Raw genomic sequence first — 21,917 nt, forward strand, 5'->3', positions numbered from 1 at the left:
CAATCGAATGAAACTCCACGCGGCATGTAGCGTAGCTACATGACCTTGGACCCGAGAAGGCTTGCCGTGCTCCTTGCCGTCCACCGGGCCGGGGGCGTGGTTGCGGCAGCGGACCTTCTGCATCTGACCCCGTCAGCCGTCTCCCAGCAGATCGCCAAGCTCGAGGCCGAGGAAGGCGTCCCCGTGCTGCACCGCGGACCGCGCGGCGTCACCCTCACCGCCGTCGGGGCGATGCTCGCCGAGGCCGCCGAGCGCATCGAGTCCGAGCTCGTCGAGGCGCGCAAGCAGATCGCGACCCTCGGCCCGCACGTCAGCGGTCGGGTGGCCGTCGGCTCCTTCCAGACCGTCACCCGCGCCGTCGCCGCACCGATGCTCGCCACGCTCGCCGAGACGGCCCCGGGCATCGAGGTCACCCTCCACGAGGTCGAGTCCGACGACGCCCTCCGCCGTCTGCGCAGCGGCGACCTCGACCTCGTCGTCCTCGAGCAGGACGTCGCGACCGACCGCCCCGTCCCCCGGGGCTTCCGCGAGGTGCCCCTCGTCGACGAGCCGTGGCGACTCGCGGTCCCCACGACGATGGCCACACCCACGAGCCTGCAGGACCTCGTGGACGCCGTGTGGATCGGAGCCGACGCGAGCACGGCCGCCTCCCGCGCCCTCGCACGCGTCGTCGGGTCCACCGGCACCGCGCGGGCCGCACGCCACAGCTACTACAACTACGAGGTGGCCATCGCCCTCGTCGCCGCGGGACAGGGCGTCGCCCTCCTCCCCGCTCTCGCTCTCGCGGGCACCGACCTCACGGGCGTCGACGTCGTCACGATCGGGGGCCTCGGCATGCGTCGCATCGTCGCGCGGCACCGCTCCAACCGGCACGAGCCCTCCGCCGCGGTGCTCGCCGTCATCGACGCCCTCCTCGCCCAGGTCGCGACGCTCGACCTCGCGTGACAGGTTCACCCGCGGCGAACCTCACCCGCAGGCCTCTTCTCAGGTCCACCTGAGAGAATGCGACCGATGTCCATCTCGATGCTTGCAGCCCTCGCTGCCGCCGCAGGCTATGGCGGCGGCTCTGTCGTGCAGGCGATGGCGTCGAACAAGGCGGCCGGGCTCCGTGTCCTCGCACAGCCCACCTACGCCGTCGGGTCCGTCATCACGCTCGTGGCCTGGGGTTTCTCGCTCGTCGCGCTCCGCTACCTGCCGTTGCTGACCGTGCAGACCGTCCTCTCGGCGTCGCTCGTCATCACGGTGCTGCTCGACCGGTTCGTGTTCGGCACGCGCCTGCGCCCCATCGACCGGGTCGCCGCCTCCGTGGTGATGGGTGGGCTCGTCGTCCTCGCGCTCGGCACGGGGATCCAGTCCCGCTCCGCACCGCCCAGCTGGTTCGGCATGGCGATGCTGGCCCTGCTCCTCGCCCTCGTGGCCGCGACGGCCCTCACGTACCGGCGCGGGAGCGCCCCCGTCCAGGCGCTGCTCAGCGGCCTCGCGTCAGCGGGCCTGGCGATGTGCGGGCGAGCAGCGCACGGCGGCAGCTGGGCCGACTTCTTCCTCACCCCGACCGCGTGGCTGACCATCGGGTTCGGGATCCTCAGCAGCATCACGTTCTCGCGCGCCGTGGAGCGCGGTACCGTCGGGCCGGCCCGGGCGATGGTCAACGTCGTCCAGGTCGCCATCCCGGGTGCCGTCGGCGTCTGGCTGCTGGGGGACGCCGTGCGCGACGGCTGGGAGCTCGCCAGCATCGCGGCCGTCGTCGTCGCCCTCGCCGGGTGCATCGTCCTGGCCACCCGGCCGGCACGGCCCCTCCCGCTCGACCCCGTCGAGCCCGACCAGCCCGACGAGCCGGTGTCCCCGAGCGACCCGCCGGTCGAGGCGGTTCAGCGACGGGTGGGGATCGTGTCCTCGAGGTCGTCGATGTCCGACGACGCTCCCAGTCGTTCTGCGAGTCCCCCGGGTCCTCGGAGGTAGGCCTCGGCACCGGCTGCCACCGGCCGCGTCACCCGCAGGACGTCGACGACCACCGCGGTGATGTTGTCCCGGCCCCGCTCGGCGAGCGCACCGGCGACGAGCCGGCTCGCTGCCGCCTGGGGGTCGGGGCACTCGGCGAGGATCGCGCGGATCTCGTCGTCGACGAGCTCCCCCGTGAGCCCGTCGGAGCAGGCGAGGAAACGGTCCCCCGCCGCCACGGGGATGGACCACACGTCCGCCTCGGAGTCGGCCGTCGGGCTGATGGCTCGCGTGATGACGTTGCGCTGCGGGTGCGTGCGGGCGTCCTGCGGCAGGATCTGCCCGGCGTCGATGAGCTCCTGGACGGTCGAGTGGTCCTTGCTCAGCTGCTCGAGGCGTCCCTCCCTGAACCGGTACGTCCGGGAGTCGCCGATGTTCACCACGACGAGGGCGGGTTCGTCGCCGATGGTGCTCACCGCGACCCCGGTGAGCGTCGAGCCGCCGGACATCCCCGACGGCCGGAAGAACTCGACGATGGCCTCGCGGGCCCGCAGGATCGCGGTCCGTACGTCCAGCTCGGAGACGCTCGTCTGCTCCACGTACTCGGCGAACGAGTCGACGACCATCGCGGACGCGACGTCCCCGGCGTCGTGCCCGCCCATCCCGTCAGCCACGAGGAAGAACGGCGGAGCGGCGAGCAGGGCGTCCTCGTTGTGGCGGCGCACGGCGCCGCGGTCGGTCGCCGCACCCCATCGCGCGACGACCGGGGAGTGCTGCTGGGTCATCGGGGGCCTCGCAGGACGGTGTCGCCGGCGTCCTCGTACTCCTCCTGCGGCGACAGCACCCGGTCGACCGTGAACCAGTGGTCCCCGACCGTGACCGTGGAGCCGTAGGCGGCGAGCGTCGGCTGACCAGGCTCGAGGGCGCTGCGTGCCCCGTGGACGTCGGTGATGGCCGAACCGTTCGTCGTCCACAGGTCGGTGACGAGCAGGCCGGTGCGCTGCACCTCGAACTCGAGGTGCGTCTTGGACACGGTGCGGGTCTCGTCCTCGACGACGATCGCCGTCCCGGTCTCCGCACCCTTCGTCAGGTGCGGCTTGCGCCCCACGACGCCGCGCCCGCTGACCTCCTCGACAGCGCCGGAGTCGAAGCTGAGCGTCGCCACGACGATGCCGGGCGTCCCCGTGGCGTCGGCACCGACCTCGATCGTCACGACCGTCGACTCGACGTCGTCGTCGACCGGGTCCTCGTCCGCGGGCGCCGCAGCGGGTGGGGGTGGGGGCACCGGCGGGTGCAGCGGTGCACCGTCCATCGTCACGAGCGTCGGTGTCGCCGCCATCACCGGCGCGGCCGGCGCTGCCTGCGGCGCCGGCGTGGCAGCCGCGGCGGCCTGCTGCGAGGCCACCGGGTCCCGGCCGGCGACGACGTCGAGCAGCACGAGGTTCGTCGTCGTGTCGTACCACGCCCGCCGCTCCCCGGTACGGTTCTGCAGGATCTGGACGACGGCGACGACGAACCCGACGACGACCGCGCCACCGAGGCTCGCGAGGATGGCGCGCGACCACGCCGGGCCGATGCCCGGTGCCCGGCCGGTGCGTGCGTCGACCAGACGCAGGCCCATGGCCTTCTTCCCCGGGCTCACACCCGTGCGCGCGAACTGCACCGCCACGAGGAGGTAGCCGACGAGCCAGGCGAGCGTGAGGACCGCACCGACGACGACGAGGGCCGTGGAGTCCTGGAGGAGGCCCACCTGGAGGGCGCCGCTCGCGAGACCGGCCGGGAGCCCGGACAGGACCCCGTCGAGCGCCGCTGCGCCCGCGCGGCGTCCCGGCGCGGCCGGGGTGCACCCCCCGAGCGGTGAGAACGGTTGCGGCGACGCGTGCTGCTGGGGTGGAGCCGGCATCGACATCGGGGAGCTCCTTCGGCAAGGCGTGGTGAAGGAACTCTAACCCTGCCAGGTGGGCGTCCGCGGTGACGACGCGGCCGTCGTCACCGCGGTCGTCACGCCGTCGTCACCGGGGTGCGGGTGCCACCTCCTGCGGTGCGGCGGCGGCCCGGACGTCCGCGAGCGCCATGCCCTGACGGCGGGCCGCGGCGAGGGTGCGGTCGAGGAGCTCGGCATCGACCTCGCGGGCCAGGGGCGACGCCGCGACGCCGTCGGTGCTCACGCGGACCCCGCCGACGTACACGTGCTGGAGGTTGCGCAGCCCGCACGCCATGACGTAGGTCGCGACGACGTCCCACACCGGTCCGGTGTCGGGGCGCCGGTGGTCGACGACGAGGAAGTCCGCCATCTTCCCGACCTCGAGGCTGCCGATGCGGTCGGCGACGCCGAGGACCTCCGCGGACCCGAGCGTGTGCATCCGCAGCACCTCCCGGGGCGTCATGATCGACGCGTCGGAGTGCACGGCGCGCGTCGTGTACATGCCGATGCGCATGTTCTGGAACGGGTCGGAGATGTCGGTGCACGACTGGTCGTCGAGCCCCATCCCGATGGGCATGCCGAGGTCGCGGAAGCGGACGACGTCGGCGATGCCCGACCCCAGGCGCCCGTTCGAGGTGGGTTGCCACACCATGGAGCAGCCGGCCGCGACGGCCCGCTCGACCATGGCGTCGGTGGGGTGGACGAAGTGGCCGAAGAGGAAGTCGGGGCCGAGCGCCCCGGCGTCGTCGTACCACCCGAACTTGGACTGCTGGAAGGCGATGCCCTCGGCGGTCTCCACGAAGTGCGCCTGGTTGGACACGCCGTGCTCACGCATCATCTGCGCCTCGAGCTGGGCGGTGCGGGGCGTGCTCGACCACTGCACGGACCCCATGATGGACGTGCCGAGGAGCTGGTCGGCCGGCGTGCGGTCCTCGCTCGCGCGGACGAGCTCCGCGAAGGTGTCGAGCGTCTCGGTCTCGGTGAACGCCTCGTCGTCGAGCCGGAAGCTGTGGACGACGCGGAGCCCGGCGTCCACGGCGCCGTCGAACTGCCGGGTCACGTAGTCGGTGCCGTTGATCCGTGCGGGCTCGTTGTGCCCGGCCGCGGCGTCGTAGAGCCACGACACCCGGGAGTGCGTGAAGTTGTAGGCGGACGTGATGCCGTTGTTGAGGAAGTCGATGCTGCCGTGCAGCGTGAACCAGTACATGTCCTCGGCGCCGCCGCCGAGGAGCAGCTCGGCGTTGGAGCGCACCCACGGGTAGAGGGTCTGGGAGTGCGAGAGTCCGCGCATCCCGGACGTGAACAGGTGGCTGTGCGCGGAGACGAACCCCGGCCCGACCATCGCGCCACCGGCGTCGAGCACCTCTGCGCCGTCGGCGCGGTCCGGGCCGGGGGCTGGCGGCTCGCCGGGGCCGATGCCGGTGATGCGGCCGTCGGTCCCGACGGTGAGCCACCCGAGGAAGCAGTCGGGTTCGCCGGGTGCGGGGTCGGCCATGGGCAGGAGGAGAGCGTTGACGACGGTGAGCCGGGTCGCCGTCGCCGCGTCGGGACCTGTCGTGCCGGGTGGTGTGGTCATGGTGACTCCTGGCTCCGTCCCCGCTGAGGTCGCTGTGTCGCGTAGGGGGCTCGCGGTGACGGCTCTGCGACCCTACGGTCGCCCGGGGTCCGTCCAGCGCCGTCTTACACAGGGAGGCGCAAAGGTTTACGTGCTCGAAACGGGGGCGGGTCATCTCGGCGAAACATTCCGCGTCTACCGTGAATGTTGATGGCATCAACATCCGTTCCGCGCCATCACGACCCCGAGGAGGTTCACGTGACAGCGCTCGCCCACTCCCCCGCAGTGCACGACGTGACCGCGCCGATGGCACCGGCCTCCCTCCCAGAGCCACAGCAGACCGACGTCCGCCCCGCCTTCCGCGACGCCATGGCCCGGCTCGCCGGCGGCGTGTGCGTCATCACGACCACCGACGGGCCCACGCCCACCGGCCTCACCGTCACCACCGGCTTCAGCGTGTCCATGACCCCACCACTCTTCGGTGTGTGCGTCGACACGACCTCCCGCACGCTGCCCGCCCTCCTCGCCACCGGCGCCTTCGTCGCGAACGTCCTGGCCGGCGACTCAGCCCACGTCGCAGCGAGCTTTGCGAGCAGGACCGCGGACAAGTTCGCGCCGCCCGTCGGGGCCATCGCCCGCGGCACGACGCCCCGTGGCCTGCCGTGGCTGCCCGACGACTGCGTGCGGGCCGTCGAGTGCACCATCACCGAGGTCATCCCTGCCGGGGACCACGTCATCGTCCTCGGGGCCGTCGAGGCCGTGCACCTGCCCGCGGTCGACGCGACGCACGGCCTCGGCTACCTCGACCGCGGGTTCCACCCGCTGCCCCTGCGCTGACGCACGACGCCCCGCACCTGCACGACGCACCACCCACCACGCACCACGCACCACGCACCACGCACCACGCACCACGCAGCCACCCCACCACCGGAAGGACCACCATGACCGGCGCCGCACCCATCGTCCGCAAGCTCACCGACATCCCCGGGTTCCTCATCTCCCCTGACGACACGGTCCGGCTCGCCGAGCTCGCCGGACCCCAGCACGGGACGAACGCGAGCGTGTTCCTCGAGATCTGGGAGCCCGGCGGCGCCCAGCCCCTCAACTCCCACGAGGACTCCGCCGAGATCTTCATCGTCCTCAAGGGCGAGGCGCAGGCCCACAGCGACGACGCCCAGCTGCCGCTGACCGCCGGCGACGTCCTCATCCTGCAGCCCGGTTCCGAGCACCGGATCCTCAACACGTCCGCCACCGAGCGTCTCTACACGATCACGGTCATGGCGAACGACGGAGGGTTCGCCAAGCTCGTCACCGACGGCACGCCCACCCCCCTCACGCGCGAGGACCTCGGGGTCCTCGTGAGCTCGCTCGCGTGAGCACCGGCGGGCACCCCGCGGCGCGGAGCCTGAGCAGGCCCGGCCCGGCGACCGGCGCCACGCCGGGCGCCGCCGGGTACCTGCCCGCCACGCCGGCCTCCGTCCTGTGGGGCAGGCTGCCCTGCGCCGACGACGCGGCGGTGCTGTCCGTCGACGCCGGGGACAGCGTATGGATCGACACCGTGAGCCACGAGGGCATCCTCGAGGACCAGGGCCGCGACCCGGTCGCGTTCTTCGGCGCTCGGGGCATCCGCAGCGCCGACGTGCTGCCGGACGCCGTGCGCGTCGCGGCCGAGGTGCCCCACGACCCGGAGGTCGACGGTCCGCACGTCGTCACCGGCCCGATCCGGGTGCGCGGCGCACGCGTCGGGGACGTCCTGTCCATCACGGTGCTCGACCTCCGGCTGCGCGCCGGGTACGGGATCGTCTCCAACCGGCACGGGCGCGGGGCCCTGCCTGCCGAGTTCCCGCTCGGCGGCTCGACGGACACCGTCTCGATCCTCTGCACGGTCGACGAGCCGGTTCCCGGCGGGCAGCTCTACGGGTCGATGTCCGCCGGCCCGGACGACCAGCGCCGCGTGCGCTTCCCGCTCAACCCGTTCCTCGGCACCATGGGCGTCGCCGTCGCCGGGTCCGAGCGCGCGCACTCCGTGCCGCCCGGCCCGCACGGCGGGAACCTCGACGTCTCGCTCCTCGGTGTCGGCTCGACCCTGCACCTGCCCGTCCAGGTCGACGGCGCCCTCGCGTACGTCGGTGACCCGCACTACGCGCAGGGCGACGGCGAGGTCGCGCTCACCGCGTTCGAGGCCCCCCTCCAGGCCCACCTCCGGTTCGACGTCGTCCCGCGGGAGTCGTTCGCCGCCGCACGTCCGCTGTGGGGCGAGACCCCGGAGCTCCTCGTGCCGATCGGCCTCGACGTCGACCTCGCCGAGGCGATGCGCAGTGCGACCCGGGCGGCCGTCGGGCTGCTCGTCGACGCCGGCATGCACCCGGCGCACGCCTACGCCTACCTCTCAGCGGCCGGCAACTTCGCGGTGTCTCAGGTCGTCGACCGGGTGAGCGGCGTCCACGGGGTCATCCGTAAGGCGGACCTCGCGGAGCTGCTGCTGCCCTGACGTCCCCGTCCACCTCCCCAGCAGGACGGAGCCCGGGCCGCCCGCACCTCAGCCCTGGGTGGGGTACGGGACCGGGGTCCGGCCAGGGTGATCCCTGATGTGTCCGGCGGTGGCGGCCTCGTAGTGTCGACGGTGCGGGGAGGAACCCCGCGGCGACACGAGCGGCGGGGGTGGTGGAGGTGCTCGAGGACTGGGTGCTCACGCTCGCGGCGTCGCCCGCCGTGTATCTCGCGATGTATCTCTTCGCTGCACTCGACGGCCTCCTGCCGCCCGTCCCGAGCGAGTCGCTCGTCATCGCCCTGGCGGCCCTCACGACGTCGGCAGGACAGCCGGCCCTGTGGCTCGTGACCCTCGTCGCCGCCGCCGGCGCGTTCACGGGCGACCAGCTCGCCTACACCCTCGGGCGGCGCATCGACCTGCGCGGCACACGGGTGCTGCGCGGCGCGCGGACCCAGCGCGCGCTCGACCGCGCGGAGGCGCAGCTCACCGCGCGGGGAGCGACGATCATCGTCGGGGCGCGCTTCGTGCCGGTCGGCAGGGTCGCGGTGAACCTCACCGCAGGCGCCTTCGGGTACCCCCGCCGGCAGTTCGTCCTCCTGTCCGCCCTCGGGACGGTCGCCTGGGCGGTGTACTTCACGCTCATCGGCGTCGGGGCGGGGGCCTGGCTCTCCGGACGACCGGTGCTCGCCGTCGTCGTCGGCGTCGTCGGGGGCGTGACGCTCGGGATCGCCGCGGACCGCCTCGTCTCCCGGGTGCGCCAGGCACGGGAGAGCCGCCAGGAGGACCCCGCGCTCGCCTCATCGGAGCCCGCGCCCCGGATGCCCGAGGCCGAGCTCGTCCCGGTGCCCGCCGGGCGGTGACCGCCGCCGCAGGTGGCCCGCCCGTGCCGACCACCATCCGGGGAGAGCCTCCTCCGCGCGCCGACGGGCGTGCACCCCTGGTGCACGCCCGTCGCCCGGCTCAGCCGATGCGGAAGTGGCTGGCTTCCGTGATCGCCGCGGCGCAGCGCTGCACGGCCGCCTCGAACAGGACCTTGCCGATGTCCGCCGTCGCCCCCGTCGGGTCGCCGATGACGCCACCGGGACCGAAGTCGTCGGACGTCCAGCCGAAGCTCACGGCCTTGCCGAACCCGATGTGCTCGTAGGCCGCCATGGCGTCGGGCACCTGCCGGGTGGCCCGGTCCATGTGCACGAGCTCGGGCCGCAGGTGGAGGATCATCGACGTCTCGCCGTGACCCCCGTGGATCCCGAACCCGTTCTCCACGTCGGTGCTGCTCGACCCGCCCTGGTCCTTGGGCATCGAGGGATGCGCGAAGAACGTCATGAGCCCGAACCGCCGGTGCAGCTCGCGGCACGCCACCTGCCCGAGCGCGGAGTTGCCGCCGTGCCCGTTGATGAACATCAGCCGCTTGACCGGCGTCGTGGCGAGGGAGCGGCCGATGTCGATGAGCGTGTTCATGAGCGTCTCCCACGACAACCAGATGGTGCCCGGTGCCCAGTGGTGCTCGTCGGACTTCGTGTACGCGAGCCCGGGCAGGAGCACGACGCTCGCGGCGCCCGCCTCGGCGACGGTCGCGACCGCCCCCTGGGCCACGCTCGTCGCGACGAGGTAGTCGGTCGAGACGGGCAGGTGCGCCCCGTGCTGCTCGATGGCCCCGAGCGGCAGGACCGCCACCGTGTCCGCCGGGAGTGCGGCGACCTCCTCATAGGTGAGGTCGGTGAAGCTAGGAGCGTACGGCTGTGCGGGCAATGAGCACCTCGTTCCTGGTGTCGGCCGGCGGGGGCACGGCACCGTCGCGGTCGAGCTTGCCCTGGTTGAGCAGGCCCTTGGGGTCGGTCTTCGGTGCGGTGACGAGCGCCTCGGCGACGTGCCTGTCGACCATCCACTGGTGCGGGCTGTGGAAGCCGATGCCCAGGTCGTCGAGCACGGGGTAGCCGGCGAGGACCTGCTCCTCGGACTCGTAGTCCGCCACGTACATGGCCATGGGCGCCTCGACCCGCAGCTCCATGTGGATCATCGACCGCGGGTACACCGTCCGGACGAGCTCGGGCTCGTCCCACAGGGGCAGCCCACCGACCTCCAGGTGGAAGCACGGGTACCCGGACTGCTGGAGGAAGTACACGGGGTGGTTGTAGGACATGGAGGACAGGCGGTCGCACTCGGCGTAGTCGTCGTACGTCGCGACGACCTCGCCGCCGCCGGCGACGACGAGTGCCGTGGCCTCCTCGACCGTCGACGCCTCGAGGATGATCCGCAGGCTCGAGCGGGTCGCGTCGAGCGGGAGCGCCGCCGGGAGCGTCGCGACGAGCCCGGGCTCGTCGAGCGACGCGAGCCGCGGCAGGACCGACAGGCCGGGCAGCGCCCGGTGCACCGCGAGCGCCTGCCGGTAGTCGACGAACGACGCGTACATCGCGACCCACTCGCGGGCCGGGCTCGTGCGCAGCGTGATCTCCGTGGCGACCCCGGTCACCCCGTACGTGTGCACGTACGGGATGGTGTCGGCGCCCTCCACGTGGAACGTCGTCCCGCTCCCGTCGCACGGGGCGATGGTCATGGCGGCGACGAACCCGTCGGCCGTCGTGCCGAACTCGATGGAGCCGGCGCCCGCGCTCCCCCCGGCGATGAACCCGCCGACCGTGGAGCCCTTCGTCGACGGGAACATCCACAGGTCCTGCCCGGAGGCGCGGACGGCCTCGTCGACCGCGGTGAGCTTGGCGCCCGCCTGGGCGACGACGTAGCCGTCGCCCACCTCGAGGATCGCGTCCAGCCCGCGCAGGTCGAGGATCGCACCGCCGGTGAACGGTGTCGCCTGGCCGTAGTTGCCGGTGCCCGCACCGCGGGGCACGACTGGGATGTCGTGCTCGTAGGCGAGCTTGAGGAAGGCGGGGACCTGCTCGGACGTCGTGGGCCGCACGACGAGGTCGGCCGGGAAGCGACCCGGGGGGAGCTTCTCCTGGAGGATCGGGGACATCCTCGACCAGTCGGAGGAGCACTTGAGGATGAGTGCGGGGTCGGTGCTGACCACGCCCTCGCCGAGCTCGCGCGTGGCGAGCTCGACGAAGGCGGCAGCCCCCTCGGGGGTGAGAGTCATGTCAGTCCTGTCGTTCGGAGGTCCGGTGGGTGCGGTGCGTCACTCGAAGGTGATGGACGTGTCGAGGAACTCGTTGGTGAAGAGGTCCGCCGGGACGAGCCCGTCCTTGAGCTCCGCGCCGCCCGCCTCGAGGATCGGGCCGAAGGAGTCGATGACGCCCTGGATGCGGGTCTCGTCCATGCCACCGAAGATCCCGGACGTGTCGGTCTGGATGATGCCGAGGTCGATCATCGCCTGGTGCGAGAAGTCGGCGACGTCCTTGGAGTACACCCAGCCGGTGTTGTACTTCTCGACGAGCTCGACGATGAGGGCGTTCGTGCTCTCCGGGTCCTCGAGGTAGTCGATCTGCGCCTGCTGGAGGATGGGCACGAGCTTGGTGAGGCAGGGGCGCAGCTCCTCGAGATCGCCGGTGCGGACCGCGAGCGGCTCGGGGTACACGGTGTAGCCGACCTCGGACGCGAGCTGGTAGGCGACGGGCTTGCTCCACGCCGAGATCTCGTTCTCGTAGATGTACGGCTCGGCCGTCGCGAAGCCCTGCTGGGCGATGGTCGGGTCACCGACGAAGCGCGAGGGGTCCCCGTTGTAGCTCGGGTCGATCTGGTCGGCGGGGACCGTTCCGTTCCCGGAGAGCATCGCGCCGAGGTTGCTGCCCCCGCCCGCGACGACGACGGTGGCACCGTCGTCGGCGATCTCCTTGATGGTCGTCGCGTCCGGGTAGGACTCGGGGTCCCACATGACGATCTGCGGGCTCATGTTCAGCTGTGCGATGACGGCCGTGAGGGGCTGCTCCTTGGACGCTGCGATCCCGGCGTCGGTGGTGGCGGCACCGAGCATGATGTCGGTGTCGACGTACATCTGGGACGCGACCGACTGGTAGCTGATCGCGGCCCCGCCGGGGCGCACCTCGATGTCGACGCCGGTGTCGACGCCCTGGGCGACGAGCGACCCGGAGACGCGCTTCTTGTCGGTGTCGATCGAGTAGTCGGACCCGACGAGCGAGTACATGCCCGAGTGCTCGGCCTCCGGCTCCCAGTCCTGCTGCATGACGACCGTCGCGGGGCAGACGTCCGAGAGGTCGAGGTCGGAGCCGGCCTCGGCCGCCTCGACGTCCAGCTCGGCGGACTTCGCCTCGTCCTCGCCCGAGCACGCGGTGAGCGTGACGAGCGAGAACAGGGTGAGGGTGGCGCCGAGGGTCCGGAGGGTGTGGGGGCGGTTCATGGTGGCTCCTTGGGGGGTGAGAGCGGTCGGGCGTGGGGTGGGGAGGGTGGGGGACGTCGGTGAGCGCGGGAGCGGCCTAGCGGCGCACGCCGTACCACTTCGTCATGACGACCTTGTCCGCGATGGTGAAGAACGCGAACACGAGGACACCGAAGAGGCTGGCGATCCCGATGGCGGTGAGGAGGTTCTCGGACTCCACCCGGGCGCGGTAGACGTCGAGCAGGCTGCCGATGCCGGGTGCGCCCTGGCGGAAGAACATGTCGCCGACGATCGCGCCGACGACGGCCAGGCCGGCGGAGATCTTCAGCCCCGCGAAGATCGACGGGACCGCCGCGGGGAGCTGCAGCTTCCACAGCCGTTGGGCACGGGTGGCCTTGTTGAGGGTGAGCAGGTCGTGGGCCGCGGCGTCGGCGGAGTGCAGCCCGAAGAGGGTGTTGGAGATCATCGGGAACAACGCGATGATCACGCACACGATGACCCTCGAGGTGAAGCCGAAGCCGAACCACAACCCGATGAGGGGCACGAGGGCGAGGATCGGGATCGTCTGCATGACGACGGCGTAGGGGTAGAGGGACTTCTCGATCCAGCCGGCCTGGCTCATGAGGATCGCCTGCGAGATGCCGAGCACGACGGCGATCGCGAGCCCGGTGAGCGCGACACGGGAGGTGAGTGCGAGCGCCTCGAGCATCGGCTGGACCTTGCTCCACTCGAGCACCGACTCCGTGAGGACCTGGTGCGGCGGCGGCAGCAGGAAGCGGCGCCCCTCGGGGATGACGACGTAGGAGACGAAGTACCACAGGGCGAGTGCCGACACGGCGGCCAGGAGGATCGGCCAGGCGGTCGACGCGACCTTCGTGACGACGGCGGTCATCCGGGCGGGTGCCGCCGCGCCTGGCGTCGGGGTCGTCGGGCTGGTGGGCGTCGGGGTAGCGGGCGTCGCGGGCGTCGCGGGCGCACTCGTCGTGGAGGCAGCAGGTTCCGCTGCCTCGTCGGCCGGGTGCGCCACCGGACGACCCTGGGGCTCCGGGGTCACGGGTGTCACGGGACGTGCGCCCGGCTCGGACAGCTCTGCGGCGGTGGTGTCGGTGCTCATCGGTGGTCTCCTTCCAGGGCTGCCGAGACCTGGCCGGCCAGCTCGGCGAACGCGGCGTCGAACCGGAGCTCGGGGGGACGGGGGTAGCTGAACGGGACGGGCAGGTCCGCGACGACGGTGCCGGGGCGACCGCTCATGACGATGACGCGGGTGCTGAGGTACACGGCCTCGGAGACGGAGTGGGTGATGAACAGGCCGGCGAACTGCTTGAGCGAGAAGAGACGCTGCAGCTCGGTCTGCATGTTGAGCCGGGTGATCTCGTCGAGGGCACCGAACGGTTCGTCGAAGAGGAAGAGGTCCGGCTCGGCGACGAGCGCCCGCGCGAGGGACACCCGCATCCGCATGCCGCCCGACAGCTGGCGGGGGTACTGCTTCTCGAACCCGCCGAGCCCGACGAGCTCGAGCGCCTCCATGGCGGCGCGGCGCCGGTCGAGCTTGGAGACGCTGCGCAGCTCCCCGATGAGCTCGACGTTGCGCAGCGCGGTACGCCACTGGAGCAGGGTCGGGTCCTGGAACACGTAGCTCGTCGAGTCGGTGTTCACCTCGACGGAGCCGGACGTCGCGTCGTCGAGCCCGGAGGCCAGGCGCAGCAGCGTCGACTTGCCGCAGCCGGACGGTCCGACGACGGACACGAAGTCACCGGCGTTGACCTGCAGGTCCACCCCGGTGAGGGCGACGGTCCCGGTGCTGAAGGTCTTGGACACGTTCTCCATGACGAGGGTGCGGGTCTTGGAGACGTGCTGGATGCGTTCGCTCGGCGGAGCGGCGGCGGGACGGGAGTCCTCGACGATCGGTGCGGTCATGGGTCTCACCTCACGGTTGCTGGGGCTGTGGCGGGACGGACGGACGGGGCAGCTGCGGGAGACCCGCCGCTGGGCTGGAGCGCGAGGGTGCGGACGGTCCGGGTGTCGGCGAGGACGCGACCGGCGTGCAGGACGACGCGGGAGTCGGTGGCGCCGGCGAGGACGTCACCGAGGTCGACGTCGGGGACGAGCAGGAGGTCGGCGGCGTTCCCGACGCCGCTGGTGAGCGTGACGCCGGCCGGCGGCAGGCCGAGGACGGTGCGGGCGCCGCTCGTCACGGCGTCCAGGGCTTCGCGCGGGGTGAGGTGCCCCGCGGTGATGAGCAGGGACGTCGTCTCGAACGGGTCCGCGCGGCCGACGGGGTTGAAGGGGTCCCGGAGGTTGTCGGCACCGGCGGCGAGCGGGATGCCGGCGTCGAGGATGGCCCGCACCGCGGTGAGGCCGCGCGGCGGGAGGTGGGTGGCGTCCCATCCCTGGAGGTAGAGGTTGGTGATGGGCAGGGTGACGATCCCGACGCCGGCTCGCGCGACGACGTCGAGCACCGGGCGGAGCTCGTCGGGCGGCAGCGAGCCGAGGCGCACGCAGTGGCTCGCCGTGACGCGCTGCTCGAGCCCGCGCGCGATGACCTGGCGGGCGAGGTCGAGGATGTCGACCTCGTGCGCGGGGACCTGCTCGTCGGTGTGCAGGTCGACGGGCAGGCCGGTGCGCTCGGCGAGGTCGAGCACGCGGCTGGTCTCCCGGTGCGGGTCCGGGGAGATGTGGGGGCACCCGCCGAGGACGTCGAGGCCGAGGGCCACGGCCTCGTCGACGACGGAGTCCGGCGTCTCGCTGCTCGCGAGACCGGTGATCTGCAGGGTGAGCACCCCGGCGAGCGCCTCCCGGACGGCGAGCAGGGCACGGATCCCGCGCAGGGGGTCCCCGACGAGGGGGAAGTCGACGTGGGTCCGGATGCTCGTGATGCCGCGGGCCACGTACCGCTCCACGGCGCGGGTGGCCCGCACGCGGATGTCGTCCTCGTCGATCGAGGGGAGCAGGTCGCGCCACTGCGCGATGGCACCCGCGAGGTCGTTCTGCGCGGTCCCGGCGAAGGTGTCCACCCGCTCGGCGCTGAGGGCCTTGTCGAGGTGCGCGTGCGGCTCGGACGCGGCGGGCAGGAGGCGCCACCCGCTCGCGTCGAGCTCGACGGCGCCGGGGGGCGGGGGCGTCGCGGGTCCGGAGCCCGCCGGGTGCGCCGTGCCTGCGGGCAGCACGGCGGAGATGGTCCCGGCGTCGAGCAGGACGTCGGCGAGCGTGCCGTCGAGGAGCCGGACGCCGCGGAGCGCGGACACGGTGAGCCCGGCCACGTGCGCGGGGGCGTCGGGGGCGCCGACGCTCACGACGTCCGTGGCGGCCGGGAGGATGGTCTGGGTCATGAGAGGTCCTCGTCGGTGGTCGCGATGGATGCCCCGTGCGGGGCGGGCAGCAGGAGGGTCACGGCCCCGACGTCGTGGCGTTCGACGGGGTTCCCGAGCATGTCGGTGCCGGGTGTGCCGTGGGAGTGGCCGGAGTGGACGACGGCGGCGGCGTGCGCGACCTGCGCGGCGTACGCCGGCGGGCGCTCGGGGAGGAGGTTGTGGGCGGTGAGGATCCGGCGCAGCGGAAGGTCGGCGAGGCGGGCGCTCGACTGCGCGAACGCCGCGGTGCTCGAGCCACAGTTGTGCAGCCAGAACGCGGCGGCGATGATCGTGTCGCCGGCGAGGAGGATGCCGGTGGCGTCCTCGAAGAGGCAGAGCGAGTCGGCGCTGTGACCCGGGGTGTGCAGGACCCGGAAGGTGCGGCCGCCGAGGTCCACGACGTCCCCGTCGACGAGCGCGATGGTCGGTGCGACCGCCGGGACGTGCCAGTCGGTGAGGTCGGGCATGGGGCGCATCCTGGCGAGCCCGGGCAGCACGTAGAAGGCCTGCTCGTCGAGGGCGGCGTAGGCGTCGTACTGGTCGACGACCCGGACCATGGCCGCGCCGTACGAGGCGAGGAACGCGGGGTCCGCGGCTCCGTGCCCCTCGGCGCCGGCGATGTGCGCGGCGATCCCCACGAGGTCGAGCTCCTCGGCGTGCGCCACGAGGTCGGCGTTGCCGCCGCGGTGGTCCACGTGGTCGTGGGAGTTCACGACGACGAGGGGGAGGTCCGTGAGCGAGCGGACGACCTCGGAGATGGGTGCGATCCCCGTCCCTGAGTCGAAGAGCAGCGCACGTCGTGACCCGAGGACGAGGAACGTGTTGACGTGGCCGGGCTCGGCGATGAGGTGGACGCCGTCGCCGAGGTCCTCGACGTGGAACCACTCGTCGGCGCGGGCGCAGGAGGTGCCTGCGGCGCTGAGCGTCGGTGTCGCCATGATGGTCCTTCCAGCGGTCCCCTGCCGGGGCCGGGGCTGGTGCGGCTCGCCGGACGCCCTGGGCGGGTCGACGGGCGAATGTTGATGTGACTAACATCGAGAACGCTAAAGACCTGCTGTTTCCGCCACGTAACGCTTGCGAACCGGATGTGTGACCGTTGAGCCAGACCACCCAGGACCGCCCGGACGCCGAGTCCGTGACCACGCCCGCGCCACCCCCTGAGGCCGAGGCGGACCTCCGGCTCGGCCGCGTCGTGCGGGCCCGCCGCCACGCCCAGGGCAGCACGCTCGTGCAGATCGCGCGGGCGAGCGAGCTCTCCCACTCGTTCCTCAGCCAGCTCGAGCGCGGCCGTGCGCGGCCCTCCATGCGGTCGCTCTTCCTCATCGCCCGGGCGCTCGGCACCACGCAGCAGACCCTCCTCGCGGAGGCCGCACCGGCGTCAGCGACGGGCTCCTCCGCCATCGATGTCGGCCAGCGGGGCGCCCCGGACTCCGGGACCGCGCGCCTGCTCAGCCACGTCGAGGAGGGCGCCGACGTCACCGAGTTCGTCAACGTCCCCCCGACGTTCGAGCACTACTTCTGCCACGGACGGCACGAGCTCGTGTACGTGGTCTCAGGAGAGCTCGAGATCGAGCTGGCACCGCACGACGACGAGGCGGACACCCAGGTCCACCGCCTCGGCCCGCGGGAGAGCATGGGCTACCCCGGATCGGTGCGCCACCGCCACCGCCGCGTGGGTCCGCAGGAGTGCGTCATCCTCGTCGTCCACTCCGGCCCCGAGGACTACTCCGACGCTCCGCACCCCCACTGACGCCTTCCCCCCGAGGAGACCCATGCACGAGATCCGCACCGGCAACCCGCTCACCACTCTCGCGCAGTGGGCCGAGGACGCCGAGTCCGCGGGCCTGCCCAGCCCGCGGACCCTGACGTTCGCGACCGTCGACGCCACGGGAACCCCGCACGCCCGGACCGTCCTCAGCACTCTCATCGACGACGAGCACGTCCGCTTCCACAGCTCCCGGCCGACGGCCAAGACGCGCGACCTCGCGGAGAACCCCCGCGCGAGCGGGGTGTTCTTCTGGCCCTCGCTCGCCCGGCAGGTCATCCTCCACGGCACGGCTCACGAGCTCGACGAGGCGACATCACGCGCCGCGTACCCGACCCGCCCGCGCCAGCTGCAGCTCGTCGCGTGGGCGTACGACGACGTGCTGCGGGAGGCCGGGCCCGGCACGTCGGAGCGCCGTGTCGCGTCGGACGTCGCGACCTCCGCCGAGCGGATCGACCGGAGCGTCGCGGAGCACGCCACCCGCGATCCGGCGACCCTCCCGGCGCCGGACTCGTGGACGACCATCGCGTTCGTCCCGGACCGCGTCGACGTGTGGGAGGGCGTCGGGCTCGACGTCGCCGCACGCAAGACACGGTTCGACAAGCAGCCCGACGGCGGATGGACCCGCAGCGAGATCCTGCCCTGACCGATCTCGCTGTTTCGGAAAAGCGCCGGAAACATCGCACGGATAGCGTGCGTGGACGCCACGCGAGCCCTCCGCTCGCCCGACCACACCGACCCGTGTCCCACGGTCGCGTCCCGTCCCGCCCCGCGGTTCGGCCCCTGCCCGCCCCACAGAGCGAGGACCCCATGTACCCCACTCCCGCCCCGCCCGGTCTGCTCGATGCCTTCTGGCGGTACGAGCGCGCTCTCATGACGGACGACGTGCCGGAGCTCGACGCCCTCTTCGCCGCAGGTCCGGAGACCATCCGCAGCGACACGGGGACCACCCTCGTCGGCCACGACTCCATCGCGGCCTTCCGTGCCGCACGCGGGCCCGTCCCGCAGCGCCGCCTCGCCCGCGTGCACGTCCGCACGATCACCCCGGAGGCGGCCGTCGTCGTCGCGGAGTCCGTGCGCGAGGGCGGTGGGACCGGCGTCCAGACCCAGGTGTGGGAGCTCTCGGACGGGCAGTGGACCGTCACGACGGCGCACGTGTCCCTGGCCCCTGCGCCACCGGCGCCCGTGCCCCTCGAGGATGCGGACCTCGCCGCGATCTGGCGGGTCGCCCCGGGCGCCCTGCCGTCACCCCCGCCCGCACCGGGCGCGTTGGCGGGCGCGCGCGTCGCGGTGAAGGACCTCTTCGCCGTCGCGGGTCAGCGCATCGGCGGGGGGAACCCGGCCTGGCTCGCGGGCGCCCCGGTCGAGCAGGAGGACGCGTGGGCGGTCGACGCCCTCGTCGGCGCAGGGGCAACGCTCGCGGGCATCGCGCACACGGACGAGCTGGCCTTCTCGCTCGCCGGGACCAACGTCCACTACGGCACCCCGCCCAACGTCGCCGCCCCGGGCCGGATCAGCGGCGGTTCGACGAGCGGTCCGGCCGCGGCGGTCGCCGCCGGCCTCGCCGACGTGGCCCTCGGCACGGACACCGGCGGCTCCGTCCGCGTCCCCGCGTCCTACTGCGGGCTCTACGGCCTGCGCACCACGCACGACGTCGTCCCACGCACCGGGCTCGTCGGGCTCGCGCCGACGTTCGACACGGTCGGTGTCCTCGCTGCGACGCCACACCTCCTCGTCGGCGCGGCCCACGCGCTCCTGCCTCCCCAGGACACCGTCCCGGTGACGCGCCTCGTCGTCGCTCCCCCGCTCCTCGACCTCGTGACGCCCGACGTGCGCGCGGCTCACGATGCGGCGCTCCTCGCCCTGTCCCTGCGCACGGGCGCACCGGTCGAGGTCACCGACGCCCTCACCGCGGACCACGTGGAGGCATGGTTCGGCGCGTTCCGGACCGTCCAGCAGGCCGAGGCGTGGCGCGAGCACGGCGCCTTCGTCACCGCCCACCCCGGCCGGTTCGAGCCCGCCGTCGAGTCCCGCTTCCTCGCCGGCGGCGACGTCTCGGCCCACGACGAGGCGACCGCCCGCGACACCATCGCCGCCGCCCGCGACCTCCTCGACACGCTCCTCGCGCCAGGGTCCGTCCTCGCCCTCCCGAGCTCCTCCACCCCCGCTCTGCCACGCGACGCCGGCCCGGCCGAGATCGACGCCGCCCGCGCGAGCACCCTGCGACTCACCTGCGTCGCGGGCGTCGGCGGGCTGCCCGCACTCTCCGTCCCCACGGCGCGCGTCGGCGCCCTTCCCCTCGGCCTGTGCCTCGTCGCCGGCCGGGGCCAGGACCGCTCCCTGCTCGCCCTCGTCACGAAGGACACCCCATGACGCAGCCCGCGCACGGACGGCACGCCCGGAACGCGTGGGGCCTGAGCCCCGGCCACGTCGACCTGCGGCGACCAGCGCCGGCGGAGCACGCCGTCCGCATCGACGCCCTGCCGCAGGCCCTCACGCTCGACCTCGCCCGCACCGCCGTGCTCGTCGTCGACATGCAGAACGACTTCTGCCACCCCGACGGCTGGCTCGCCGGGATCGGCGTCGACGTCACGCCCGCGCGCGCGCCCATCCCCGTCCTCGCCGAGCTCCTGCCCGCGCTGCGCGAGCAGGGCGTCCCCGTCGTCTGGGTGAGCTGGGGCAACCGTCCCGACCGCGCCAACCTCCCGCCCGGCGTGCTCCACGTCTACGACCCCGACGGCACCGGCGGGGGCATCGGTACCGCGCGCCCACCGGGAGGCTCCCGCGTCCTCGAGCTCGACTCCTGGGGCGCGGACGTCGTCGACGAGCTCGCCGACGACCCAGACTTCTCCGCCGACCTCCAGGTCGACAAGTACCGGATGAGCGGGTTCGTCGACACCGTCCTCGACTCCGTCCTGCGGAACCTGCGCGTCGACACCCTCCTGCTCGCCGGCGTCAACGCCGACCAGTGCGTCCTGGCGACGCTCATGGACGGCGCGAACCTCGGCTACGACGTCGTGCTGGTCACCGACGCGGCGGGCACGACGTCCCCGCAGTTCTGCATGGATGCGACCCTGTACAACGTGCGCCAGTGCTTCGGATTCACCACGACCAGCAGCTCCCTCCTCACCAGCCTCCCGGCGGGCACCGCGTGAACCGCGCGAGACGCGTCGTCGCGCGGGTCGACCTGTTCATCGCTGCCCTGCTCGCAGCCGTCGTCGTCGCGTCGTTCCTGCCCGCCCGCGGTGACGCGGCGGAGGTGCTCGACGTCGTCGTCGTCGTGGCGGTCGGCTGGCTCTTCTTCCTCTACGGGGTGCGGCTGCCCACCCGGGAGGCCCTCGCGGCCCTGCGGGACTGGCGCCTGCACGGCGCCGTCCTCGGGGTGACATTCATCGTGTTCCCGCTGCTGGGGCTCGCCTGCCAGCTCCTCGCGCCCACGGTCATCCCCACCGACCTCGCCCGAGGACTGCTGTTCCTGTCGCTGCTGCCCTCGACGGTGCAGTCGTCCATCGCGTTCACCTCGATCGCCCGTGGCAACGTCGCGGGAGCCGTCGTCGCGGCGTCGTTCTCCAACCTCGCGGGGGTCGTCCTCACCCCGCTGCTCGTCGCGCTCCTGCTCGGTGGGACGGTCGGGTTCTCCGCCGACTCCATCGGCAAGATCGCCCTGCAGCTCCTCGCGCCGTTCGTCGCCGGTCAGCTGCTCCGCCGGTGGCTCGCGCCGTGGGTGCTGCGGCACAAGCGGCTCACGACGCTCACGGACCGTGGGTCCGTCGTCCTCGTCGTCTACGCGGCCTTCAGCCACGGCGTCGTCGACGGCATCTGGACGACCGTGTCCGTCGGGTCGATCGTCGCGCTCGTGGTGGTCAGCGCGGTCGTGCTCACCGTCGTCCTGTGGCTCACGTGGTCGATCGGCCGGGTCCTCGGCTTCTCCCGCGAGGACCGTGTGGTCCTGCTCATGTGCGGCTCGAAGAAGTCCCTCGCGAGCGGCGTCCCCATGGCCACGGTGCTGCTCCCGGCGGCCGCCATCGGGTACATGGTCCTGCCGCTCATGATCTTCCACCAGATCCAGCTCATCGTGTGCGCGGTCATCGCCCGCCGGCTCGGCGCGGAGCCGGAGCCGGTCGGGGCGACGACGGGCTGAGCGCGGGTCAGGCTGTCGTGGGGCCGGTCCTGTCGGGACCGGTCCCGACAGGACCGGTCCCGGAACCGGGGTGGTGCGAGGTCATCCCTTGACCGAGCCGAGCATGACGCCCGAGACGAAGTACCGCTGCACGAAGGGGTAGACGCACAGGATCGGGATGATGGTGAGGATCATCGTCACGGACTGGATGTTCGCCGAGATGGCCGCGGTGGTGCTGCCGGCTGCTGCGGCACCTTCGGAGGCCGTGCTCGACGCGCCGGCGACGAGGTTGCGCAGGAACAGCGTCACCGGGAACAGCTCTTGCTTGTCCAGGTAGAGGAACGCCGGGAACCAGTCGTTCCAGATCGCCACCGAGTAGAACAGGATCATCGTCGCGATGACCGCCTTCGACAGCGGGAGCACGATGCGTCCGAAGATCCCGAACCAGCCCAGACCGTCGATCTGCGCCGCTTCCTCGAGCTCACG

Annotated in this window: 22 protein-coding genes; 11 read left to right on the forward strand and 11 right to left on the reverse strand. The window is 72.7% G+C overall.

Annotation, left to right across the window (positions count from 1 at the left end; genetic code table 11):
- Nucleotides 1-39 precede the first annotated feature (39 nt).
- Entirely contained in the window at nucleotides 40-945 is a 906-nt protein-coding gene (locus AC54T1_RS11795) for a LysR family transcriptional regulator (RefSeq protein WP_484345440.1), read from the forward strand.
- Nucleotides 946-1,011: 66 nt separating this feature from the next.
- The gene (locus AC54T1_RS11800; RefSeq protein ID WP_496912048.1) at nucleotides 1,012-1,959 is read left to right on the forward strand and encodes a DMT family transporter; all 948 of its coding nucleotides are present in this window, start codon (nucleotides 1,012-1,014) and stop codon (nucleotides 1,957-1,959) included.
- Here the strand turns inward: AC54T1_RS11800 and AC54T1_RS11805 are convergent.
- The 3 genes from AC54T1_RS11805 to AC54T1_RS11815 form a co-directional block, all read right to left on the reverse strand.
- Nucleotides 1,869-2,723, reverse strand: coding sequence for a PP2C family protein-serine/threonine phosphatase (locus AC54T1_RS11805; RefSeq protein ID WP_496912049.1), 855 nt, complete (start codon nucleotides 2,721-2,723; stop codon nucleotides 1,869-1,871). The genes AC54T1_RS11800 and AC54T1_RS11805 overlap by 91 nt on opposite strands.
- Nucleotides 2,720-3,847 carry an RDD family protein gene (locus AC54T1_RS11810; protein ID WP_496912050.1) on the reverse strand — a complete coding sequence of 376 codons (1,128 nt, stop codon included), beginning with the start codon at nucleotides 3,845-3,847 and terminating at the stop codon, nucleotides 2,720-2,722. Before AC54T1_RS11810 ends, AC54T1_RS11805 begins: the two co-directional genes overlap by 4 nt.
- 103 nt (nucleotides 3,848-3,950) lie before the next feature.
- Complete coding sequence (locus tag AC54T1_RS11815; protein WP_496912051.1) at nucleotides 3,951-5,438, reverse strand: amidohydrolase family protein; 1,488 nt, start codon at nucleotides 5,436-5,438, stop codon at nucleotides 3,951-3,953.
- A 237-nt stretch (nucleotides 5,439-5,675) separates the two neighbouring features.
- Here AC54T1_RS11815 and AC54T1_RS11820 point away from each other — a divergent pair, with 237 nt between their 5' ends.
- The 4 genes from AC54T1_RS11820 (at nucleotide 5,676) to AC54T1_RS11835 (ending at nucleotide 8,768) form a co-directional block, all read left to right on the forward strand.
- Nucleotides 5,676-6,254, forward strand: a complete 579-nt coding sequence (locus AC54T1_RS11820) for a flavin reductase family protein (RefSeq protein ID WP_496912052.1) — start codon at nucleotides 5,676-5,678, stop codon at nucleotides 6,252-6,254.
- Between the two features lie 104 nt (nucleotides 6,255-6,358).
- Nucleotides 6,359-6,793 carry a cupin domain-containing protein gene (locus AC54T1_RS11825; RefSeq protein ID WP_496912053.1) on the forward strand — a complete coding sequence of 145 codons (435 nt, stop codon included), beginning with the start codon at nucleotides 6,359-6,361 and terminating at the stop codon, nucleotides 6,791-6,793.
- Nucleotides 6,790-7,908 (forward strand): acetamidase/formamidase family protein, encoded by a 1,119-nt coding sequence (locus AC54T1_RS11830; RefSeq protein WP_496912054.1) that lies wholly within the window; start codon nucleotides 6,790-6,792, stop codon nucleotides 7,906-7,908. Before AC54T1_RS11825 ends, AC54T1_RS11830 begins: the two co-directional genes overlap by 4 nt.
- Before the next feature lie 179 nt (nucleotides 7,909-8,087).
- Entirely contained in the window at nucleotides 8,088-8,768 is a 681-nt protein-coding gene (locus AC54T1_RS11835; protein ID WP_496912055.1) for a DedA family protein, read from the forward strand.
- 100 nt (nucleotides 8,769-8,868) lie between these two features.
- Here the strand turns inward: AC54T1_RS11835 and AC54T1_RS11840 are convergent, their stop codons facing one another.
- The 7 genes from AC54T1_RS11840 to AC54T1_RS11870 all read right to left on the reverse strand — a co-directional run bounded on the left by AC54T1_RS11840 (nucleotide 8,869) and on the right by AC54T1_RS11870 (nucleotide 16,484).
- On the reverse strand, nucleotides 8,869-9,657 hold the full coding sequence (locus AC54T1_RS11840; protein ID WP_496912056.1) for a creatininase family protein: 789 nt from the start codon (nucleotides 9,655-9,657) through the stop codon (nucleotides 8,869-8,871).
- The gene (locus AC54T1_RS11845; protein WP_496912057.1) at nucleotides 9,632-10,999 is read right to left on the reverse strand and encodes an FAD-binding oxidoreductase; all 1,368 of its coding nucleotides are present in this window, start codon (nucleotides 10,997-10,999) and stop codon (nucleotides 9,632-9,634) included. The genes AC54T1_RS11840 and AC54T1_RS11845 overlap by 26 nt, the downstream gene beginning before the upstream one ends.
- Nucleotides 11,000-11,038: 39 nt before the next feature.
- Entirely contained in the window at nucleotides 11,039-12,217 is a 1,179-nt protein-coding gene (locus AC54T1_RS11850) for a hypothetical protein (protein WP_484345429.1), read from the reverse strand.
- A gap of 76 nt (nucleotides 12,218-12,293) precedes the next feature.
- Nucleotides 12,294-13,310, reverse strand: coding sequence for an ABC transporter permease (locus AC54T1_RS11855; protein WP_496912058.1), 1,017 nt, complete (start codon nucleotides 13,308-13,310; stop codon nucleotides 12,294-12,296).
- The gene (locus AC54T1_RS11860; RefSeq protein ID WP_484345427.1) at nucleotides 13,307-14,113 is read right to left on the reverse strand and encodes an ABC transporter ATP-binding protein; all 807 of its coding nucleotides are present in this window, start codon (nucleotides 14,111-14,113) and stop codon (nucleotides 13,307-13,309) included. Before AC54T1_RS11860 ends, AC54T1_RS11855 begins: the two co-directional genes overlap by 4 nt.
- A 5-nt stretch (nucleotides 14,114-14,118) precedes the next feature.
- The gene (locus AC54T1_RS11865; protein ID WP_496912059.1) at nucleotides 14,119-15,525 is read right to left on the reverse strand and encodes an amidohydrolase family protein; all 1,407 of its coding nucleotides are present in this window, start codon (nucleotides 15,523-15,525) and stop codon (nucleotides 14,119-14,121) included.
- Nucleotides 15,522-16,484 carry an MBL fold metallo-hydrolase gene (locus tag AC54T1_RS11870; RefSeq protein WP_496912060.1) on the reverse strand — a complete coding sequence of 321 codons (963 nt, stop codon included), beginning with the start codon at nucleotides 16,482-16,484 and terminating at the stop codon, nucleotides 15,522-15,524. Before AC54T1_RS11870 ends, AC54T1_RS11865 begins: the two co-directional genes overlap by 4 nt.
- Before the next feature lie 158 nt (nucleotides 16,485-16,642).
- Here AC54T1_RS11870 and AC54T1_RS11875 point away from each other — a divergent pair, with 158 nt between their 5' ends.
- From AC54T1_RS11875 to AC54T1_RS11895, 5 genes are all read left to right on the forward strand, one after another.
- Nucleotides 16,643-17,296: a helix-turn-helix domain-containing protein gene (locus AC54T1_RS11875; RefSeq protein WP_496912061.1), complete on the forward strand. Its 654-nt coding sequence runs from the start codon at nucleotides 16,643-16,645 to the stop codon at nucleotides 17,294-17,296.
- Between the two features lie 22 nt (nucleotides 17,297-17,318).
- Entirely contained in the window at nucleotides 17,319-17,957 is a 639-nt protein-coding gene (locus AC54T1_RS11880) for a pyridoxine/pyridoxamine 5'-phosphate oxidase (RefSeq protein ID WP_496912062.1), read from the forward strand.
- A 164-nt stretch (nucleotides 17,958-18,121) separates the two neighbouring features.
- Nucleotides 18,122-19,684, forward strand: a complete 1,563-nt coding sequence (locus tag AC54T1_RS11885; protein WP_496912063.1) for an AtzH-like domain-containing protein — start codon at nucleotides 18,122-18,124, stop codon at nucleotides 19,682-19,684.
- On the forward strand, nucleotides 19,681-20,466 hold the full coding sequence (locus AC54T1_RS11890) for a cysteine hydrolase family protein (RefSeq protein WP_496912064.1): 786 nt from the start codon (nucleotides 19,681-19,683) through the stop codon (nucleotides 20,464-20,466). Before AC54T1_RS11885 ends, AC54T1_RS11890 begins: the two co-directional genes overlap by 4 nt.
- Nucleotides 20,463-21,452, forward strand: coding sequence for a bile acid:sodium symporter family protein (locus AC54T1_RS11895; protein ID WP_496912065.1), 990 nt, complete (start codon nucleotides 20,463-20,465; stop codon nucleotides 21,450-21,452). Before AC54T1_RS11890 ends, AC54T1_RS11895 begins: the two co-directional genes overlap by 4 nt.
- An 81-nt stretch (nucleotides 21,453-21,533) precedes the next feature.
- Here AC54T1_RS11895 and AC54T1_RS11900 read toward each other — a convergent pair.
- A partial coding sequence (locus AC54T1_RS11900) for an ABC transporter permease family protein (RefSeq protein ID WP_496912066.1) occupies nucleotides 21,534-21,917 on the reverse strand: 384 nt, incomplete at its 5' end.

Source organism: Sanguibacter sp. Z41_6 (assembly GCF_059621145.1).

Coding starts and splice junctions, on each gene's coding strand:
- AC54T1_RS11825 (WP_496912053.1), top strand. CDS start 6,359: ATGACCGGCGCCGCACCCATCGTCCGCAAGCTCACCGACATCCCCGGG.
- AC54T1_RS11860 (WP_484345427.1), bottom strand. CDS start 14,113: ATGACCGCACCGATCGTCGAGGACTCCCGTCCCGCCGCCGCTCCGCCG.
- AC54T1_RS11850 (WP_484345429.1), bottom strand. CDS start 12,217: ATGAACCGCCCCCACACCCTCCGGACCCTCGGCGCCACCCTCACCCTG.
- AC54T1_RS11865 (WP_496912059.1), bottom strand. CDS start 15,525: ATGACCCAGACCATCCTCCCGGCCGCCACGGACGTCGTGAGCGTCGGC.
- AC54T1_RS11890 (WP_496912064.1), top strand. CDS start 19,681: ATGACGCAGCCCGCGCACGGACGGCACGCCCGGAACGCGTGGGGCCTG.
- AC54T1_RS11870 (WP_496912060.1), bottom strand. CDS start 16,484: ATGGCGACACCGACGCTCAGCGCCGCAGGCACCTCCTGCGCCCGCGCC.
- AC54T1_RS11800 (WP_496912048.1), top strand. CDS start 1,012: ATGTCCATCTCGATGCTTGCAGCCCTCGCTGCCGCCGCAGGCTATGGC.
- AC54T1_RS11795 (WP_484345440.1), top strand. CDS start 40: ATGACCTTGGACCCGAGAAGGCTTGCCGTGCTCCTTGCCGTCCACCGG.
- AC54T1_RS11885 (WP_496912063.1), top strand. CDS start 18,122: ATGTACCCCACTCCCGCCCCGCCCGGTCTGCTCGATGCCTTCTGGCGG.
- AC54T1_RS11810 (WP_496912050.1), bottom strand. CDS start 3,847: ATGTCGATGCCGGCTCCACCCCAGCAGCACGCGTCGCCGCAACCGTTC.
- AC54T1_RS11805 (WP_496912049.1), bottom strand. CDS start 2,723: ATGACCCAGCAGCACTCCCCGGTCGTCGCGCGATGGGGTGCGGCGACC.
- AC54T1_RS11815 (WP_496912051.1), bottom strand. CDS start 5,438: ATGACCACACCACCCGGCACGACAGGTCCCGACGCGGCGACGGCGACC.
- AC54T1_RS11855 (WP_496912058.1), bottom strand. CDS start 13,310: ATGAGCACCGACACCACCGCCGCAGAGCTGTCCGAGCCGGGCGCACGT.
- AC54T1_RS11880 (WP_496912062.1), top strand. CDS start 17,319: ATGCACGAGATCCGCACCGGCAACCCGCTCACCACTCTCGCGCAGTGG.
- AC54T1_RS11845 (WP_496912057.1), bottom strand. CDS start 10,999: ATGACTCTCACCCCCGAGGGGGCTGCCGCCTTCGTCGAGCTCGCCACG.